This is a genomic window from Nocardia sp. NPDC059236 (genome assembly GCF_042754085.1).
Lineage (GTDB): Bacteria > Actinomycetota > Actinomycetes > Mycobacteriales > Mycobacteriaceae > Nocardia.
On sequence record NZ_JBHZAF010000001.1, the window covers coordinates 126,517 to 143,875 of the forward strand.

Here is a 17,359-nt window from a genome sequence, read left to right on the forward strand (position 1 = left end):
GCTGTCCACCTCTTCCCTGACACCGTAGGCCGCCCAGCATAGCGCCTCGGGTCAGTTCTGACGAAATGCTCAGAAGGTCTTGACTGACTATCGGTTCGCGAGTGACGATATCGTCAGAACCTGAAGGGAGCGGTCGATGAGCGGACATCACGACGTGCACAGCGGCCTGCACAGTGAGCAGGGCGCAGTGCGGGGTGAGCACCCCGGCCGTGCCCGCAATCCGGTGGTGAAGGTGCTCGATCTGGCCTGGCTGGAATTCGAGAAGCCCGACCTGGAGCGCGCCGAGATCTTTTCTCGCGCTTTCGGTTTCACCACCGCCACGCGGACATCCGAGGAATTGCACCTGCGCGGAACCGACGCCGGGTCGCCCTGTGTGCTGGTGCGGCGCGGTGACCGTTCCCGCTTCGTCGGTCCGGCTTTCCGGGCCGCCGAGACCGGCGATCTGCTGCGCCTGGGCGAGGAAACCGGTCGGCGGCCGCAGCCGCTGCCGGAGTCGCTCGGCGGGCTGGGTCTCGATCTGGTGGATCCGAGCGGGCTGCGGGTCCGAGTCGTCGCCGGAACCCGCGAACTGCCCGGGCTGTCCGCGCAGCAGACGCAGGTGTTCAACAGCGGACACGAGGTGCTGCGTGTCAATGCCACTCAGCGGCCGCCCCGGGTTCCGGCGCAGGTGCAGCGCCTCGGCCATGTCGTCGTGCAGACCACCAGGTACCGGGAGACTCTCGACTGGTACCTGCGCTATCTGGGCCTGATCGTCAGCGATTTCCTCTTCTATCCGGGACAGCGGGAACGCGGACCGGTGATGAGCTTCATTCGCTGCGATCGCGGCGCTACTCCGGCCGACCATCACACGCTGGCGCTCACCCTCGGGCCCTCCAACCGGTATGTGCACTCCGCCTATCAGGTCGCCGATCTGGATGCGCTCGCCGCCGGCGGTGAGTACCTCCTCGACCACGGTTATCAGCGGTCGTGGGGAATCGGACGCCACATTCAGGGCAGCCAGATCTTCGACTACTGGCGGGATCCAGACGGTTTCATGGTCGAGCATTTCAGTGACGGCGACATGTTCGACTGCACCCTCGAACCGGGCTGGGCGCCGATGAGCGCGTCGGGTCTGGCGCAGTGGGGGCCGCCCGCCACCAAGGATTTCCTGGGTCTCTCCCCTGGGCGGGAATCGCTCAGAGAAGTGCGCTCGATCCTCGACGCCCTGCGCGAGGACAACGAATTCGATCTCCGCCGCCTGCGCGGCCTGCTGAAAGTAGCCAACTCATGAGCATTTCCGTTCTCCGTACCGCGGACACCTGGTGGGTCCGGACACCCGCCGGTGCGGCGCGCATCGATACCGTCGCGACCACGACGCGCGAACTGCTGGCGGATCGGGCAGCGATCGCCGCGGCGGCCGCGAGCTCGGATCTTGTTCCGGTCGAAGGTCTTTCGCTGATCTCTCCGGTGACCGCACCGTGTCGAGTCGTCGCGCAGATGACGAACTTCGCATCCCACGTGAAGGACTCGGGGATGAACCCCGAGACCGTGCCGCTGACCTTCTTCCGCAAGAGCTCCGGATCGATCAGCGGCCCCTACGACGACGTGATCCGGCCCGCGCATGTCGAGCTGCTGGACTACGAGGTGGAGATCGGCCTGGTGTTCGGCCGCGAGATGCCGGTCGGCGCCGAGATCGACGACGAGTCCCTCGGCGACTACATCGCGGGTCTGGTCGTGACGAACGACGTGTCGGCCCGGGACGTGCAGCTGCCGAAAACCCAGTTCTACGAGGCGAAGTCGTACCCGACCTTCACGCCCGTCGGCCCCGCGCTGGTGCTGCTGGACGCCGATGAAATCAAGCGATTCACCGATCTGCGCCTGCGGTTGTGGGTGAACGGCCGAGTGCGCCAGGACATGACGGTCGCCGACATGATCTACCGGCCGGTCGAGACGCTGCGGGTCTTGAGCCGGTTCCAGCGCATGGATGCCGGGGACCTGCTGCTGACCGGAACTCCGATCGGCACCGCGCTCAGCGCTCCACCGAAGCCGGTCGAGATCATCGCGTCGCTGCTGCCGCCCAAGGTGAAGTGGAAGCTGTTCTTCGAGGGCCAGGCCAAGAATCCGAAGTACCTCCAGGACGGCGATGTGGTCGAGGCGACCATCGGGACCGACGATGGTGTCCTCGATCTGGGCCGCCAGCGCACGGTCGTGAGGTACGCGCGGTGACCGGGAACCCGACCCTCGAGACCGACGCCGAAGCCCTGCTGTGGCCGCGCTACACCGGTCCGGAGGACCTGAGCGTCATCGAATCGGTGCCCCTGGCCGAGCGTGGCCTGCCCGAGTCGACCTACGCACTGCTGGTGCGCGCCGCGAGCCGGTGGCCGGACCGTACGGCCGTCACCGTGCTGTCCGATGCCTCGAGTTGGCGGGAACCGGTGCGGCGCACCTACTCCCAGTTGCTCGCCGAGGTGCACCGTTATGCCAACCTGCTGCATGCACTCGGGGTGCGCCGCGGCGACGCGGTCGCCCTGATCGCGCCCAACTGCGCGGAGTTGATTCCCGCCACGCTGGCCGCGCAGCTGGCGGGCATCGCGGCACCGATCAATGGCGGCCTGTCGCAGGCGCATATCGCGGAGCTCCTGCACCGCTCCGGCGCTCGGGTGCTGATCGCCGCCGGCCCCGAACTCGCCGCCGACATCTGGGAGTCGGCATACGAACTCGCGTCCCAGCGTCTGCTGGAGGCGGTGCTGGTGCTACGGCCGACCGCTGCCGCAACGGAGACCGTGCCGCTGCCTGTCATCGACGGTGTGCGCATCGGCTGTCTCGATACCCTTGCAGTCGAACAGGACTGGACCGCTTTCGCCGGGGAGCCGCCCGCCGCAACGGATCTGGCGGCCCTGTTCCACACCGGCGGCACCACCGGTGTGCCGAAACTGGCCGCGCACCGGCAGTCCGGTGAGGTTGCCAATGCGTGGATGATCGCGGCCAACTCCCTGCTCGACGAGGATGCGGTGGTCTTCGCCGCGCTGCCGCTGTTCCATGTCAACGCGCTCGTCGTGACACTGCTCGCGCCCTTGTTCCGCGGCCAGTCGGTGGTCTGGGCCGGGCCGCTCGGATACCGGGACTTCGCTCTCTACGGCGAATTCTGGAATATCGTGGCGCACTACCGAATCGCGGCCATGAGCGCGGTGCCGACGGTGTACGCGGTGCTGGCGCAGTGCCCGATCGGCGCGGACATCTCGAGCCTGCGCTACGCGATGGTCGGCGCGTCCCCGCTGCCGGCCGCCGTGCGCGAGAACTTCCAGGCGCACACCGGGGTCACGCTGGTCGAGGGTTATGGCCTCACCGAGGCGACATGCGCGACCGCCCGCAGCTTCCCGGATCTGCCGCGTCCCGGCTCGGTCGGACAGCGCATGCCCTACCAGCAGGTCAAGGTTGTTCGCATGCCCGAGGACGGGGTCTGGACCGAACTCCCCGCCGGAGAGACCGGCATATTGGTGATCGGCGGGCCCACGGTCTTCGCCGGTTACGTGACCGGCCGCAGCGAGCTCGGGCACCTGCTGGACGGGCTCGGCGCCGTGGTCGACGGGTGGCTGAGCACTGGCGATCTCGCGCATGTCGACGCCGACGGATTCATTCATCTGCACGGTCGCGCAAAGGATCTCATCATTCGCGGCGGGCACAATCTCGATCCGGCGGTCATCGAGGACGCGCTCCTGTCCCACCCGCAGGTGACCTCGGCGGGCGCGGTCGGCCGCCCGGACGTGCACGCCGGGGAGGTACCCGTGGCCTATGTGACCCTGGTGCCCGGCGCGGAGGTGAGCGAGGCGGAGCTCGTCGCCTGGGCGGGGGAGCGGGTGCCCGAACGCGCCGCCGCCCCGAAAACCGTGACGGTGCTGGATGTCCTGCCGGTGACCGACGTCGGCAAGCCGTACAAGCTCGGCCTGCGCGCCGACGCCACTCGTCGCGAGGTCCAGGATGCGCTGGCCCGAGTCGAGGCCGTACTCGGCGTCACCGCGCAGGTCGAGGACGGCGCGATCGTGACCGTCGTCGAGCTCGGCCCCGGGGCCGGCGAGGGGGCCGTCGAGGCGATTCTCGGTCGCTACGCGATCACCTGGAAGGTCGAGGTGCACCGATGAAGATCGCGTCGACCGTGCTGGCCGCGATGCTCGCCGTGGAGTTCCTGTCGTTCGGTGCGGCCAAAACGCTCGCCCTCGCGCCGATGCGGGAACGTGCCGCGCGTCTGGGCTACTCCACCGCCGCCTACCGGGGCATCGGAGCGCTCGAAATCGCCGGCGCGAGTGGGCTGCTGATCGGTCTGGCCCGGCCGCCGATCGGGATCGCCGCGGGAATCGGCCTGGCACTGTTGATGATCGGTGCGGTGGGCGCACATGTCCGCAACGGCGACGGCGTGGCGGAGTACGTGCCCGCGGTGGTCACCGGACTGGTCACGCTCGGCTATCTGGCTGCGCTGTCCGGGGTTTCGCCGTGAGCACCGCGATGATCCCGGTGGTGATCGTCGGCGCGGGCCCGGCCGGTATCACCGCGGCCACGTTGCTCGCGCACCACGGGATCGACACTCTCGTGCTGGAGCGGTGGACCGATGTCTATCCGCAACCGCGGGCAGTGCACCTCGACGGCGAGATCCGCCGAATCCTGGAACGTCTGGGAGTCGGCCGGGAATTCGACGGGATCTCCCGGACCGCGCTGGGGTTGCGGCTCATCGACCCGAGCGGGCGGGTGCTGGCCCAGTTCGATCGCGACCCGGCCGGTGGGCGCAGCGGGTATCCGGAGGCGAACCTGTTCGACCAGCCGGAGCTGGAGGCGATCCTGCGGGTCAACCTGAAGCGGTATCCGCGGGTGACCTTGCGTGGTGACGTCGAAGTCACCGCCATCGCCGAGGAATCGGGCTGTGTCCGGGTCGATTTCACCGATCGCGTGACCGGTGATGCCGAATCCGTGTGTACGCGTTACGTATTGGGCTGCGATGGCGCGAACAGCGTTGTCCGCGGCGCGATCGGCGCACGCATGCGGAATCTGCGATTCGAGCAGCGCTGGCTGGTGGTGGACGTCGCCACGCCGCGGGATCTGGGGCAGTGGGAAGGCGTGCACCAGGTGTGCGATCCGGCGCGCGCTGCCACCTTCATGCGCATCGGAAAAACCCGCTACCGCTGGGAATTCCGGATCCGGCCCGGCGAGACCGTCGCCGACTTCGACGACCCGGGTCGGCTGCGCCCATTGCTCGACCCGTGGCTCGGCGGTGTTCCGGCGGCGGATCTCGAACTGATCCGCGTCGCGGAATACACCTTCCGTGCCCAGCTGGCCGACCGCTGGCGCCGGGGCCGGGTGTTCCTGCTCGGCGATGCCGCGCACCTCACCCCGCCGTTCATCGGCCAGGGCATGGGCGCGGGCCTGCGCGACGCGGCCAACCTCGCGTGGAAACTGGCGGGCGTGCTGCGCGGGGAACTCCCGGACGACGTGCTCGATACCTATGAGACGGAGCGGAAACCGCACGCACGGGCCATGATCCGGCTGGCCAAGCTCACCGGCGTCACCATGACCGACGGTGGCGAACTGAGCAACCGGCTGCGGAGTCTGCTGGCACCGCGCCTGCACCGGATCCCCGGCCTCACCCACATGATCACCAGCGGCGAATCCCCGCGCCTGCACCTCTCGGGTCCCGGGCGAGTGCCGCGCCTGCGCCGTCGGTTGACGGGCCGGCTGGTTCCCAACGCCCGGCTCGCCGACGGCCGCCGCCTCGACGAGGCCATGAACGGGCGCTACACCGTCATCACCGTGCGTGAGCCCGCGCCGCAGTGCCGAATCGTCGTCGAGCAGCGCGGCGGGTTCGTCGTCGTCGCGGAGCCGGGCACCGAGCTGCATCGTTGGGTGAGGCAGGGTCGCGCCGTCGCGGCTCTGGTCCGCCCGGACGGCACCGTCCAGTCCTGCGGAGACGTGCAGTCATTGTGCGCGGCATTGCCTTCTTTCCATCCGGGCGCACCGGCGCGAAGGTGACCAGCCGGTTGCTGACCATTGCAACGTTTATGAGGAAATCATCATCTGACGTGTTACCGTACCGATAGGTTTGTGATTGCTGGTCGGATGGTGTCTCCACGAGAGGACCCGCATGTCCCGCTACCTGTACGCACTCGGCCAGGTCGTTGTCCGCCGCCGCTGGTGGGTGCTGGCGATATGGATGATGCTGCTGGCCGCCGCCATCGGATTCGCCGCCGCGACGGGCGGAAAAACCAACGACAATTTCACGGTTCCGGGCACGGAATCGCAGGACGCGGTCTCCCTGCTGCAGCAGCGGATGCCCGCTTTCTCGGGTGCGCAGATGCAGGTCGTGTTCGCGACGTCGAACCTGGCCAAGGTGACCGATCAACCGGTGACCGGCGAGATCGAGCAGATGATGGCCCAGTTGAAGGGGCTGCCGCAGGTCGCCGCGGTGGTCGACCCGTTCCAGGCCAAAGCGGTCTCACCGGATCAACACGTCGCGCTGGGCAGCGTGCAGTTCTCCGTCTCGGCCGGCGAGGTCGAGCAGTCCACCCTCGACCAGGTGACCCGGGTCGCCGACCAGGCGCGTGACACCGGTCTGCAGGTCGAGTTCTCCGGTGCCGTCTATCCGGGCTTCACCGCGGAGATCCCGCACACGCCCGAAATGCTCGGCGTCATCGCGGCCTTCGTCATTCTGCTGATCACCTTCGGCGCGGTGGTGGCGGCGGGACTGCCGATCATCACGGCGGCCGTCGGCGTGGGTATCGGTCTCGCCGGCATCCTGGGCATCGCCGCCTACACCGACGTGCCGTCGGCGGCGACCTCGCTGGCACTCATGCTGGGCCTGTCCTGCGGGATCGACTACGCGCTGTTCGTCCTCTCCCGGCATCGCCACCGGGTGGTGCTGGGAATGGCTGTGGCGGAGTCGATTCCGCTCGCGGTCGGGACCGCGGGCAGTTCGGTGGTGTTCGCGGCGGTGACCGTGATCATCGCGCTGTGCGGGCTGGCGGTCGCGAACATCCCGTTCCTCACCGTCATGGGCCTGACCGCCGCCGGTGCGGTCCTGGTGGCCATGCTCGTCGCGCTGACCCTGCTGCCCGCGCTGCTCAGCCTCGCCGGAGGCACGGTCGCCAAATTCATCTCGCCGCCGCTGCACCCGGGAAAGCCGGAGGAGGTGGCGCGCATCGCCGCCTACGAGCCCGAGCGCACCGCGGGCCACGCCTGGGGACGGTTCGTCACCCGCTTCCGGATTCCATTGCTGGTGCTGGGCATCGCGGTGCTGGTGGTGATCGCGCTTCCCGCCACCCGTATGAATCTCGGATTGCCCAGTGGCGCAACGCAATCGGAGTCCAGCACCGCCCGCAGGGCATATGACCTGGTGAGCCGGTCGTTCGGCCCCGGGTTCAACGGGGCGCTGCTGGTGGTGACCGACCTCTCGCACGCCACCGGCCCGGACGCGGCGCAGACCGTGATGGGCCGGCTGCAGCAGGAACCCGACGTCGCGGTGGTGCAGCCGGCGGGCACGGGCGACAACCTGGTCCTGATCCAGGTCGTGCCCAAGACGGGACCCGACGACAGCGCGACCGCCGATCTGGTCAACCGCCTGCGCGATGACCGTGCGACCATCGAGAGCGGCTCCGGGGCAACGTATCTGGTGGGCGGCACCACCGCGGCGAACATCGATACCTCACGCCGCTTGGGCGAGGCGCTGCCGGTCTTCCTCGTTGTCGTCGTGGGTCTGGCGCTGGTGCTGCTGACCATCGCCTTCCGGACCGTCCTGGTCCCGCTGTCCTCGATCGTCGGGTTCATCCTCTCGGTGTTCGCGGCCCTCGGCGCGCAGGTCGCCGTCTTCCAATGGGGATGGGGCGCAAGCCTTTTGCATGTCACCAAGGCGGAGACGCTGAGCTTCCTGCCGATCATCACCCTGGCCATCATCTTCGGGCTGTCGAGCGATTACCAGATCTTCGTGGTGTCCCGCATCAAGGAGGAGCACACCCGCACCGCGGACGCGACCGCCGCGGTGCGCAATGGGATCGCGCACTCGGCGCGCGTCGTCACGGCTGCGGCGCTGATCATGTTCGGCGTCTTCGTCGCCTTCGCCACCGTCGACAACCCGATCGTCAAACCCTTGGCGTTCACGCTCGCGGTCGGTGTGCTGCTGGACGCCTTCATCGTCCGGCTGACCCTGGTGCCCGCGGTCATGGCCCTGATCGGCGATCGCATGTGGTACCACCCGCGGTGGTTCGCCCGCTATGTGCCCGACTTCGACATCGAAGGCGCCGAACTCGAACGCCGCTTCGCGGATGAGACCGAAACCGAAGCGCCGCGGGTGGTTACCAACTGATCGGAACACCGACTAGCCGAGCATGACGTGCTCCGTGGTCAAGAAGTACGAGGAGCGAGCGAGATCGATGAAGTTCTTCTCGTCATCCGCGAGCCGCTGGTTGGCCTGGATTCCGTCCGGGGTGGCGATGCCCGCGAGCATGGCCTGTTCCGAGGGGAACCACACTTCCACGATGCCGTCGTAGGGCTCGCCGGTACCGCGGGTGGCGGCGAGCAGGGCGTTCTGCGGAGAATCCAGGATGTGGCTCTGAACGTAGCGGTAGCCGCCGAGGATCCTGATCTGCTCTGCGGCGAAGGGGCCGTGGTGATTCAGCCAATAGTCGTGGAACTGTTCGGGCGTCAGGTCGGCCCGGCGGCGGAGGGCGCACGTCATCTTGATCGCATCGGTCGAGGTGTCCGCGGCTGCTGTGGGGGGGCCGGACGCCAGGGCGGCGGCGAGGCCCGCCGCCGTCGCGCCGACCATGAAAGCCCTTCTCGAACCGGCGTTTTCAGGGGAGTTCACTGTCATCTTCTCCGTTGTTGTGCGGGGATCCTTCAAGCGCCGCGTACGCGGTCGATGATTGCCAGTGGCCCGGCGGGTGCGGCGTTGCCGCGCCAGGCCACGTGCTGGTCGGGACGAATCAGAACGAGGTCGCGTTCGTAGAGGGCGCGGGCGTGCGGGTCGCGGACATCGATGATGTCGAGCGGCACCTCTCGTTCAGCGGCCGCGATCCGAAAGCCGTCGACGTCGTGATCCGCAAAGCGCAGCAGGGTGAAGCCCCGGCCGAACAGGTCGAAGATCGCGGTGCCGTCGGCGAGTCGCACGCTGGGCGGCCGCGCTCCGGGCCAGGTGCCGGGCAGGTATTCGTCCATCCGCTGCCGCGGGGCCCGGTCCTCGGTGTCTCGGCACACGATGGGGGAGTGGTCGTAGCGGTAGCCGAGTTCGATTCCCAGCGCTTCGTTTTCGAGATTGCCGAGATCGCTGATCTCGCGGCCGATCCGCCGGCGGGTACGCGCGCCGGACCAGCGTTCGCTGTGCATGGTGGCGCGGGAGGTGGCCATGATGGCGCCGCGGACGACGGTGTGCCGGGCGGAGGCCTCGCGGTTGCGGAGGGCGACGGGGCGGCGTTCCCGCTCGTACGCCGCGAGCAGGCGTGGTCCGCCCCATCCCTGCAACCGGGCCGCGAGCGCCCAGCCCAGCCCGACCGCATCGCCGACGCCGGTGTTCATGCCGTAGCCGCCCGCGGGCGTCACCTGGTGGGCGGCATCACCGGCCAGCCAGACCCGGCCGCGGCCATAGGACTCGGCGACGGTCAGCCGGGGTGTCCAGGCATTGGCGACCAGCACGGTCATCTCGAACCGGTATCCGAGACAGCGGAATACGAATTCACGCGGGTCGATGCTGTCGGCGTCGGCGCCCATGCTCAGGGGAGCGTGCAGGGTCCAGGTGTCGCCGTCGTTCTGGGAGATGACGGTCCAGCCCTCGGGTGACTGCAGATGCCACACGGTGCCGAAGCGGGCGGCGATCTCGCGATCGGGAGTCGTGAAATGCACCAGGTAGAACCGGCCGTCCGGGGGCCGCTGCCCACCGGCCAGGAACGTCCGCGTGAAAGTCCTTGCGAGCCGGGGAATTCCGAGCTCCCGCACCAGCAGCCGGCGCAGGTCGATCTCGTCGAGACCGATCCCGAGGTGCCGCCGGACCCGGCTGCCCGCGCCGTCGCATCCCACCAGGTAGCGGGCGCGCACGGTGCGGCGTTCGCCGGTCCCGGACACCAGCTGGGCCGTGACGCCCTCCGTGTCCTCGGTGAAACTGTCCAGCGCCCAACCGTATTGCACCTCGACGTGCCGGGACCTGGCCTGCAGCTGGTCCCGAAGCGCGGGCTCGAGGATGATCTGGGACACGCGCATGGCCGGCTCCAGTGGGAGGGCGCCGTCGACGCGTCGGCCGATCGCCTCGAAGGACTCCTCGACACTCGGGTACTCGAACTTCGCCAGTTCCCATCCGACCGCATTGCTCGCCCAGACCACGGTGGTCCGATGATCGGGCGGCGTCGCCACCTTGCGCAGGTCGTCGGCAATGCCGAGCCGCCGGTACAACTCCATGCTGCGGCTGTTGGTGATGTCCATCTTCGGATGCCGCGTGGTGGTCGAATTGCGCTCTACCAGAAGGGTTTCCACGCCGTGAAAGTCGAGCTCCAGGGCCAGTGTCAGGCCTACCGGCCCCGCGCCGACCACGAGCACCGATGTGGTTTCGGTCATAGCCGTAGATTGAACAGTAGTGTTCAATTTGAGTCAAGAGCGTCTCGATAGTTTTGGGTTTGGCCCGCCTGGGACGGTTCTGTACTGTCGAGCTGGCGAAGGAGGGGTTATGAGTGCGACTCAGCGGCGGATCAACGCGGCGGCAATGCGGCTGTTCGCCGAGCGCGGCACCGTGGACCTGACCATGAGCGAGCTGGCGACCGAAGCTGGTGTCGCCCGGGGCACGCTCTATCGCAATGTCGAATCCGTCGAGCAGCTCTTCCAGCAGGTCCGCGCCCAGCTCGCCTTCGAACTGCACAGTGCCAACGCGCAGGCGATGGACGCCCATGGTGACCTCGACCCGCCGCTGCGGCTGTCGACCGGTACCCGCATGATCGTGCGGATGGCGCACGAGAACCCTGCGGCGGGCCGCTTCGTCGTGCGGTTCGCGCTGACCGACGAGTCGCTGCGCGAGATGCTGACGGGCCCGCCGATGCGGGACGTGGCCGCCGGAATCGCCTCCGGCCGTTATGTCGTCGCACCCGGAATGGAGCTGAGTATCGCCTCCATGCTGATGGGTACCGTGGTCAGCGCCATGTGGATGGTGCTGGAGGGCCACCAGTCGTGGCGCGACGCGGCGGCGGGGGCCGCTGAACTCATCCTGTGCGCCCTGGGGGTTCCGCACGACGAGGCACGCCGGATCGCCGCAAGTCCGTTGCCGGCCACCGCCTTCGAAGTCTGATCGGGTCCCTCAACGGCTTGTGGCGGCTGGCATGTCACCTCATATCCTGATCTAATCATTCAAATATGATGAGACTATCAGTTGTCCGTACATGATGCCAGGGCACCGGTCGACAGTGCCGTAACGCTCGTAACGTGTGAGGCATGGGCGAATGCGTGGTGATCATCGGCGGGGATGCTGCGGGTATGGCAGCGGCGTCACAGGCGCGCAGATTGAAGGGCGTAGGGGAGCTCGAGATCGTCGTTTTCGAGCGAGGGCACTTCACCTCGTACTCGGCGTGCGGGATCCCGTACTGGGTGGGCGGGGACGTCGGTGGGCCGGACGATCTCATCGCGCGGACGCCCGCCGAGCATCGGGCGCGGGACATCGATCTGCGGCTGGGAACCGAGGTCGTGGAGATCGATGTCGCCGGGCGGAGGGTGAGGTCTCGCGAGCTCGGCACCGGCCGGGAGAGCTGGACCGGCTACGACAAACTCGTGATAGCCACCGGTGCGACGCCGATCCGGCCCGCGCTGCCCGGCATCGACGCGGCCGGGGTGCACGGGGTGCAGACGCTCGACGATGGGGAAGCCCTCATCGCCACCCTCGAGTCGATCGCGGGCCGGCGGGCGGTGGTGGTGGGTGCGGGGTACATCGGTGTGGAGATGGCGGAGGCGCTGCTCCAGCGGGGATTCCAGGTCACCATGCTCAATCGCAGCGCCGAGCCCATGTCCACCCTCGACCCGGATATGGGTGTGCTGATCCGGAAGGCCATGCAGGGCATGGGGATTCAGGTCATCGACAATGCGGAGCTGACGGCTGTCCACACCGATGCGCAGGGCCGGGTCACCGGCGTCGCCACGGCTGATGCCGAATACCCTGCCGATGTGGTGGTTCTCGGTATCGGCGTGCGCCCCGCCACCGACCTCGCCCGTGCGGCCGGTCTCCCGCTGGGGGAGTCCGGTGGTCTGCTGACCGATCTCGCCATGCGGGTGCGTGGCCACGAGAACATCTGGGCCGGCGGCGATTGCGTCGAGGTGCTCGACCTCGTCTCCGGCTCCGAACGCCACATCCCCCTCGGTACACACGCCAACAAGCACGGCCAGGTCATCGGTTCCGGCGTCGGCGGCGACTACGCCATCTTCCCCGGCGTGGTGGGCACCGCCGTCAGCAAGGTGTGCGACCTGGAGGTCGCCCGCACCGGCCTGCGTGAACGCGACGCCCGCGCGGTCGGACTGCAATTCGTCACCGTCACAATCGAATCCACCAGCCGCTCCGGCTATTTCCCCGGCACCGCACCCATGACGGTGAAAATGCTCGCCGAACGCCGCACCGGCCGCCTGCTCGGTGTCCAGATCGTCGGCCGCGAAGGGGCGGGCAAGCGCATCGACATCGCCGCCGTGGCTCTCACCGCCTGCCTCACCGTCGACCAGATCGTCGCGCTCGACCTCGGCTACGCCCCACCCTTCTCCCCGGTCTGGGACCCCATCCAGGTTGCCGCCCGCAAGGCCGTCACGGCGGTCCGCCGCGACGCCGTGGAGAGGAATCGCACGAAGTGAACCGACCTCCCGGATCGAAACAGCGCTATTTTGCGCGGGGTCAGCCGTAGAGCTGGACGAAGCGGTCGAGGGAGCGTTCGACGTCGCCGCGGAGGGCGCGGGCCACGGCCGAGCCGATGGGACCGAAGAGGGGTGCGCCGCCGAGGGTGAAGTCGGCGGTGACCTTGGAGCCGGTGGGACTGGGGGAGACGCGGAGTTCGATGCCGAATTTGGTGCCGCCGATGCCGGAACCGTTGAGGACCAGGCGGTTCGGGGGTTCGGCGGTTTCGACGGTCCAGGTCACGCGATTGCGGAAGCCTTTGACGGTGGCTACGCCGATCAGGCGGGTCCCGGGGGTGAGCGCGTCGGGGACAGTGCCGCGCCAGCCCTCGTGGAGGGTGAGCCACTTGTCGAGTTCGGGCAGGTCGGAGGCGTGCGACCAGGCCTTCTCGGGCGGGATCGGGACGTCTACGGAGACCTTCAGCTTAGCCACGAACCAGATGGTATCTGTTACATGATGTAGCTCTAACGGTGGCGCGGTGGCCGCCGCGACCCATCGACTGGGAGCCGCCCGCCGAGCTGGTGGAGTTCCTCGAGGCCGGACCGCCTCCGGTGTTCGTCGGATTCGGCAGCACCACCGAAGGCATGTCGCGGCGGGCGGAATTCTCGGAGATCGTGAACGAGGCGCTGCGGCGGTACGGCGGGCGGGCAGTGGTGCAGGCGGGCTGGCTGCAATTGGACGTCGGTGGAGACAACCTGGCGGCCTACATCGCGGGAGAAGACGGTGCGGGCGCGGCGGTCAAAGCGATCGAGGCGCATCTCGGCACACGGTGATGTCGCCGATGAAGAAGAACTAGCTCCTGGCCGCCTCGTCCTCGCCGACCCCGCCGGGCTCTTCGCCGCCCAGCAACTCGTCCTGGATCGCCTCGAGCATGCAGGTGTTGTTGTCGAGCAGCCCCAGGATCTCGTCCAACCGGTCGTTCTTCATACAGCGATCGTCACCCGTGCTCGCCCCGGAGGCAACGTCGAGCCGGGACCCTGCTCGTTCGTGCTGTGAAGCCTTGGCTGTCAACGGCATCCGATTTCTTGAGTTGTAACTCAGTAAATGGCTATCCTGAGTCGGAACTCAGGAAAGGTTGGTCCGATGGCGAATCCGCTGTTGCTGGCTACACACATCACCATTGCGCTCGCGCTGACGATCCTCGTCGGGGTGCAGTGCACCGAGTTGGCGCGAATCCGGCTGGAACCCAGCGGGATTCGCGTTGATGGGGCCGTTCGGGCCGTGCGGCTCACACTGTTGTCGGTTCCGGTGTTCACGCTGCTGACTGTGATCACGGGGTTCGCGGTACTGGCGGACGGGGCGAAGGGTGGCCCGTGGATCGGGGCGGGGCTGGTGTCGACCGCTGTTATCGGGGCGAGCTCGGGGTGGACCCGGCGGCGATTGGCCAGGCCGGGGTCGCACCGGGCCGGCCATGGCGCGGGGGTGCTGGCTGCCGTCCAATGGGGCGTTCCCGCACAGACATTGGCCGCGGCCTTCCTGATGGCCGACCGGCCCGACAACCCCGCCATCGCTTTCGCGCCCGTCCTGGTCGCGATCGCGATCACGGCTGCCGCGTACTTCTCGGCGCGGCGCACCGAGGGTGAATCGGCCGAACCGGGCCTACGGGCTGGATCACAGTGACCGCGACTCGGGCGCGGGCGGCGGGTCCTGCGGTTTCGATGCGGTGGGCGCCGGGTCCGCAGGCCGGGACTGTTTGCGGGCGTGCCACCAGTGGCGGAACTGCGCCAGCCGGGTGGCGCGGGCGGGCCAGAATTCCTCGACGCTGGCATTGAATTCGGCGCCGAGGATGATGGCGAAACCCAGGAAGAACGTGAACAGCAGGAAGGCGATGGGGGTCGCCAGCGCGCCGTAGGAGATGCCGGTCCGGGTCACCCACGCCAGGTAGCGGCGCAGGCCCTCGCTGGCAGCCATGAAGAACACACCGGCGACCAGCGCACCGCCGAAGAGCCGATGCCAGGGGAGGGTGCGGTGGAGGGCGGTCTTGTAGAGGAAGGTGAGGCCGATGATCAGCAGCAGGCCGGTGCCGGGGTAGTAGAAGGCGTCGATGAGCCGCAGGCCCGGCTCGCGCCAGCCGTGGGGGAGGGCCCGCCCGATGAGGGTGGGGCCCACGGCGATCAGCGGCAGGATGAGCACCGCGATCACGAGGAAGCCGACGTAGAGCAGCAGCGCGAAGATTCGCTGCCAGACCGGATGGCGGGCGGTGGCCTGGCCGTGCGCGGCGGTGATGGCGTCGACGAAGGTTGCCATGGCCGAGGAGCCGGCCCACAGCGACAGCACGAAGCCGACGGACACCACCCCGCCGTGGCCGCGCTGCAGCACGTCGTTGACGGTCGGCTGGACCAGACTGTCGACCACGTTGGGGCTGAACGCCTTCCGCGCGAAGCTGACGATCTTGGACTGCACGATGTTCACCGTGTTCGGGCCGAACCAGTGCCCGACATAGCCGAGGCTGCCGAGCAGCCCCAGCAGCAGCGGGGCCAGCGAGAGCGTCTGCCAGAAGGCGGCCGCCGCGGACTTGGTGAAGATCGCGTCGTTCCACGCCTTCGTCGCGACGTGGACGACGAGTTGCCGGATGCGGCCCCAGCGGGTGGCGGCGAGCACAACGGACGCCGTCGGCGCCGACGCGTCGGCGTGTTGCGGAGATTCGTCGTGCACGTTCATCGTGGCCTAAGCATCGCCTACCAGCGCTTCGAATGGGACCGGACCCGCGATGTGGTGTGCGGCACTCCGCAGGGCTGTGTCGGATTGGAAAGCTGTCGGGTTCGATCGCTACTCTCTACCGAGTGACTTCGGGTGGTGGCGGTTCCTTACGTGCATGGCAGCGCAGAGCACTGACCAAGTATCTGACCACCAAGCCACGGGACTTTCTGGCCGTCGCGACCCCGGGTGCGGGTAAGACCACCTTCGCGCTGCGGGTAGCCGCCGAGCTGCTCAACGACCGTACGGTCGACCAGGTGACGGTGGTCGCACCCACCGAGCATCTCAAGCACCAGTGGGCTGCGTCGGCCGCGCGCAACGGGATTCAGCTGGATTCGAACTTCTCCAACTCGACCGGTTCCACCTCGTCCGACTACCACGGCGTGGTGGTCACCTACGCGCAGATCGCGTCGCATCCGTTCAAGCACCGGGTGCGCACCGAGAACCGCCGCACGCTGGTGATCATGGACGAGATCCACCACGCCGGTGACGCCAAGAGCTGGGGTGAGGCGGTCGAGGAGGCGTTCGGTGACGCCACCCGCCGGCTGGCGCTGACCGGTACCCCGTTCCGCAGCGACGACTCCAAGATTCCGTTCATCACCTACGAGGCCGACGAGTCCGGTTTCGAGAAGTCGCGCGCCGACCACACCTACGGCTACTCCGAGGCGCTCGCCGACGGCGTGGTCAGGCCCGTGGTCTTCCTCGCCTACTCCGGTGAGGCGCACTGGCGGGACAGCGCGGGCGAGGAGTACTCGGCCCGCCTGGGCGAGCCCCTCAATGCCGAGCAGACCGCCCGCGCCTGGCGCACCGCCCTCGACCCGGCTGGCGACTGGATGTCGAAGGTGCTCACCGCCGCCGACACCCGCCTGCGCCAGCTGCGCGCCACCGGCATGCCCGACGCGGGCGGCCTGGTGATCGCCACCGACCAGGAGAAGGCGCGCGACTACGCCGAACTGCTGGAACACATTTCGGGCACCAAGCCGACCATCGTGCTGTCCGACGATCCGGACTCCTCCGACCGCATCGGCGAGTTCAGCGAGAACACCGACCCGTGGATGGTCGCGGTGCGCATGGTGTCCGAGGGCGTCGACGTGCCGCGCCTCGCGGTCGGCGTGTATGCCACCAGCGCCTCGACCCCGCTGTACTTCGCGCAGGCCATCGGCCGTTTCGTGCGTGCCCGCAAGACCGGTGAGACCGCCAGCGTCTTCCTGCCCTCGGTGCCGGTGCTGCTGGATCTGGCCGCCCAGCTGGAACTGCAGCGCGACCATGTGATCGGCAAGCCGCATCGCGAGGCGAACGCGCTCGAGGACGAACTGCTCATCGACGCCAACCGGCAGAAGGACGAGCCGGGCGAGGAGGAGAAGAAGTTCGTCGCCCTGGCCGCCGACGCCGAGCTCGACCAGGTCATCTACGACGGCGACTCCTTCGGCACCGCCACCTTCTCCGGCAGTGACGAGGAGGCCGACTACCTCGGCATCCCCGGCCTGCTCGACGCCGACCAGATGCGCGCCCTGCTGCGCGAACGCCAGTCCCGTCAGCTCCAGGAACGCAGCGCCGCCGCCGAGGCTCGCCCCTCGGGCGCCGGCGTGGAGGCCGCCGTAGAACGCGCCGCCACCTCGGACCGCCTGTCCGAGCTGCGCCGCGAACTGAACAGCCTGGTCGCCATGCACCACCACCGCACCGGTAAACCGCACGGCGTCATCCACGGCGACCTGCGCCGCGAATGCGGCGGCCCCCCAACCGCTCTCGCCACCGCCGACCAGCTCTCCCAGCGCATCGCGGCGCTGCGTCGGATCTGACCGGCGC

16 protein-coding genes are annotated in these 17,359 nt (G+C 68.4%); 11 read left to right on the forward strand and 5 right to left on the reverse strand.

Annotated features, from left to right (window positions below; translation table 11 throughout):
• Nucleotides 1–136 precede the first annotated feature (136 nt).
• The 6 genes from ACFXIV_RS00700 to ACFXIV_RS00725 all read left to right on the forward strand — a co-directional run bounded on the left by ACFXIV_RS00700 (nucleotide 137) and on the right by ACFXIV_RS00725 (nucleotide 8,320).
• Complete coding sequence (locus tag ACFXIV_RS00700) at nucleotides 137–1,270, forward strand: VOC family protein (protein WP_379401600.1); 1,134 nt, start codon at nucleotides 137–139, stop codon at nucleotides 1,268–1,270.
• Nucleotides 1,267–2,205: a fumarylacetoacetate hydrolase family protein gene (locus ACFXIV_RS00705; protein ID WP_379401601.1), complete on the forward strand. Its 939-nt coding sequence runs from the start codon at nucleotides 1,267–1,269 to the stop codon at nucleotides 2,203–2,205. Before ACFXIV_RS00700 ends, ACFXIV_RS00705 begins: the two co-directional genes overlap by 4 nt.
• Nucleotides 2,202–4,118: an acyl-CoA synthetase gene (locus ACFXIV_RS00710; protein WP_379401602.1), complete on the forward strand. Its 1,917-nt coding sequence runs from the start codon at nucleotides 2,202–2,204 to the stop codon at nucleotides 4,116–4,118. Before ACFXIV_RS00705 ends, ACFXIV_RS00710 begins: the two co-directional genes overlap by 4 nt.
• Nucleotides 4,115–4,471, forward strand: a complete 357-nt coding sequence (locus ACFXIV_RS00715) for a DoxX family protein (RefSeq protein WP_379401604.1) — start codon at nucleotides 4,115–4,117, stop codon at nucleotides 4,469–4,471. Before ACFXIV_RS00710 ends, ACFXIV_RS00715 begins: the two co-directional genes overlap by 4 nt.
• Nucleotides 4,468–5,994 (forward strand): bifunctional 3-(3-hydroxy-phenyl)propionate/3-hydroxycinnamic acid hydroxylase, encoded by a 1,527-nt coding sequence (locus ACFXIV_RS00720; RefSeq protein WP_379401605.1) that lies wholly within the window; start codon nucleotides 4,468–4,470, stop codon nucleotides 5,992–5,994. The genes ACFXIV_RS00715 and ACFXIV_RS00720 overlap by 4 nt, the downstream gene beginning before the upstream one ends.
• A gap of 112 nt (nucleotides 5,995–6,106) precedes the next feature.
• On the forward strand, nucleotides 6,107–8,320 hold the full coding sequence (locus ACFXIV_RS00725; protein ID WP_379401606.1) for an MMPL family transporter: 2,214 nt from the start codon (nucleotides 6,107–6,109) through the stop codon (nucleotides 8,318–8,320).
• Between the two features lie 12 nt (nucleotides 8,321–8,332).
• On the opposite strand, the gene ACFXIV_RS00730 is transcribed toward ACFXIV_RS00725, so the two are convergent.
• Nucleotides 8,333–8,821, reverse strand: coding sequence for an EthD domain-containing protein (locus ACFXIV_RS00730; RefSeq protein WP_379421195.1), 489 nt, complete (start codon nucleotides 8,819–8,821; stop codon nucleotides 8,333–8,335).
• A 32-nt stretch (nucleotides 8,822–8,853) separates the two neighbouring features.
• Nucleotides 8,854–10,557 (reverse strand): FAD-dependent monooxygenase, encoded by a 1,704-nt coding sequence (locus tag ACFXIV_RS00735; RefSeq protein WP_379401608.1) that lies wholly within the window; start codon nucleotides 10,555–10,557, stop codon nucleotides 8,854–8,856.
• Between the two features lie 109 nt (nucleotides 10,558–10,666).
• Here ACFXIV_RS00735 and ACFXIV_RS00740 point away from each other — a divergent pair, with 109 nt between their 5' ends.
• Nucleotides 10,667–11,278 carry a TetR/AcrR family transcriptional regulator gene (locus tag ACFXIV_RS00740; RefSeq protein ID WP_379401609.1) on the forward strand — a complete coding sequence of 204 codons (612 nt, stop codon included), beginning with the start codon at nucleotides 10,667–10,669 and terminating at the stop codon, nucleotides 11,276–11,278.
• 143 nt (nucleotides 11,279–11,421) lie between these two features.
• The gene (locus ACFXIV_RS00745) at nucleotides 11,422–12,816 is read left to right on the forward strand and encodes an FAD-dependent oxidoreductase (protein ID WP_379401610.1); all 1,395 of its coding nucleotides are present in this window, start codon (nucleotides 11,422–11,424) and stop codon (nucleotides 12,814–12,816) included.
• A gap of 40 nt (nucleotides 12,817–12,856) precedes the next feature.
• On the opposite strand, the gene ACFXIV_RS00750 is transcribed toward ACFXIV_RS00745, so the two are convergent.
• Complete coding sequence (locus ACFXIV_RS00750; protein ID WP_379401611.1) at nucleotides 12,857–13,288, reverse strand: SRPBCC family protein; 432 nt, start codon at nucleotides 13,286–13,288, stop codon at nucleotides 12,857–12,859.
• Nucleotides 13,289–13,326: 38 nt separating this feature from the next.
• On the opposite strand from ACFXIV_RS00750, the gene ACFXIV_RS00755 reads away from it, so the two are divergent.
• Nucleotides 13,327–13,629 (forward strand): hypothetical protein, encoded by a 303-nt coding sequence (locus ACFXIV_RS00755; protein WP_379401612.1) that lies wholly within the window; start codon nucleotides 13,327–13,329, stop codon nucleotides 13,627–13,629.
• Nucleotides 13,630–13,648: 19 nt separating this feature from the next.
• Here the strand turns inward: ACFXIV_RS00755 and ACFXIV_RS00760 are convergent, their stop codons facing one another.
• On the reverse strand, nucleotides 13,649–13,783 hold the full coding sequence (locus ACFXIV_RS00760) for a hypothetical protein (RefSeq protein ID WP_379401613.1): 135 nt from the start codon (nucleotides 13,781–13,783) through the stop codon (nucleotides 13,649–13,651).
• A gap of 156 nt (nucleotides 13,784–13,939) precedes the next feature.
• On the opposite strand from ACFXIV_RS00760, the gene ACFXIV_RS00765 reads away from it, so the two are divergent.
• Entirely contained in the window at nucleotides 13,940–14,476 is a 537-nt protein-coding gene (locus tag ACFXIV_RS00765) for a hypothetical protein (protein WP_379401614.1), read from the forward strand.
• On the opposite strand, the gene ACFXIV_RS00770 is transcribed toward ACFXIV_RS00765, so the two are convergent.
• Nucleotides 14,468–15,517, reverse strand: coding sequence for a YihY/virulence factor BrkB family protein (locus tag ACFXIV_RS00770; protein ID WP_379401615.1), 1,050 nt, complete (start codon nucleotides 15,515–15,517; stop codon nucleotides 14,468–14,470). The two genes, ACFXIV_RS00765 and ACFXIV_RS00770, sit on opposite strands and share 9 nt — an antisense overlap.
• Nucleotides 15,518–15,639: 122 nt before the next feature.
• On the opposite strand from ACFXIV_RS00770, the gene ACFXIV_RS00775 reads away from it, so the two are divergent.
• Nucleotides 15,640–17,352 carry a DEAD/DEAH box helicase gene (locus ACFXIV_RS00775; RefSeq protein WP_379401616.1) on the forward strand — a complete coding sequence of 571 codons (1,713 nt, stop codon included), beginning with the start codon at nucleotides 15,640–15,642 and terminating at the stop codon, nucleotides 17,350–17,352.
• The last annotated feature ends 7 nt before the right edge of the window (nucleotides 17,353–17,359 follow it).

Bases quoted from the DNA above. Each gene is read 5' to 3' on its own strand.
- ACFXIV_RS00700 (WP_379401600.1), top strand. From the start codon at position 137: ATGAGCGGACATCACGACGTGCACAGCGGCCTGCACAGTGAGCAGGGC.
- ACFXIV_RS00705 (WP_379401601.1), top strand. From the start codon at position 1,267: ATGAGCATTTCCGTTCTCCGTACCGCGGACACCTGGTGGGTCCGGACA.
- ACFXIV_RS00715 (WP_379401604.1), top strand. From the start codon at position 4,115: ATGAAGATCGCGTCGACCGTGCTGGCCGCGATGCTCGCCGTGGAGTTC.
- ACFXIV_RS00725 (WP_379401606.1), top strand. From the start codon at position 6,107: ATGTCCCGCTACCTGTACGCACTCGGCCAGGTCGTTGTCCGCCGCCGC.
- ACFXIV_RS00735 (WP_379401608.1), bottom strand. From the start codon at position 10,557: ATGACCGAAACCACATCGGTGCTCGTGGTCGGCGCGGGGCCGGTAGGC.
- ACFXIV_RS00740 (WP_379401609.1), top strand. From the start codon at position 10,667: ATGAGTGCGACTCAGCGGCGGATCAACGCGGCGGCAATGCGGCTGTTC.
- ACFXIV_RS00745 (WP_379401610.1), top strand. From the start codon at position 11,422: ATGGGCGAATGCGTGGTGATCATCGGCGGGGATGCTGCGGGTATGGCA.
- ACFXIV_RS00760 (WP_379401613.1), bottom strand. From the start codon at position 13,783: ATGAAGAACGACCGGTTGGACGAGATCCTGGGGCTGCTCGACAACAAC.
- ACFXIV_RS00765 (WP_379401614.1), top strand. From the start codon at position 13,940: ATGGCGAATCCGCTGTTGCTGGCTACACACATCACCATTGCGCTCGCG.
- ACFXIV_RS00770 (WP_379401615.1), bottom strand. From the start codon at position 15,517: ATGAACGTGCACGACGAATCTCCGCAACACGCCGACGCGTCGGCGCCG.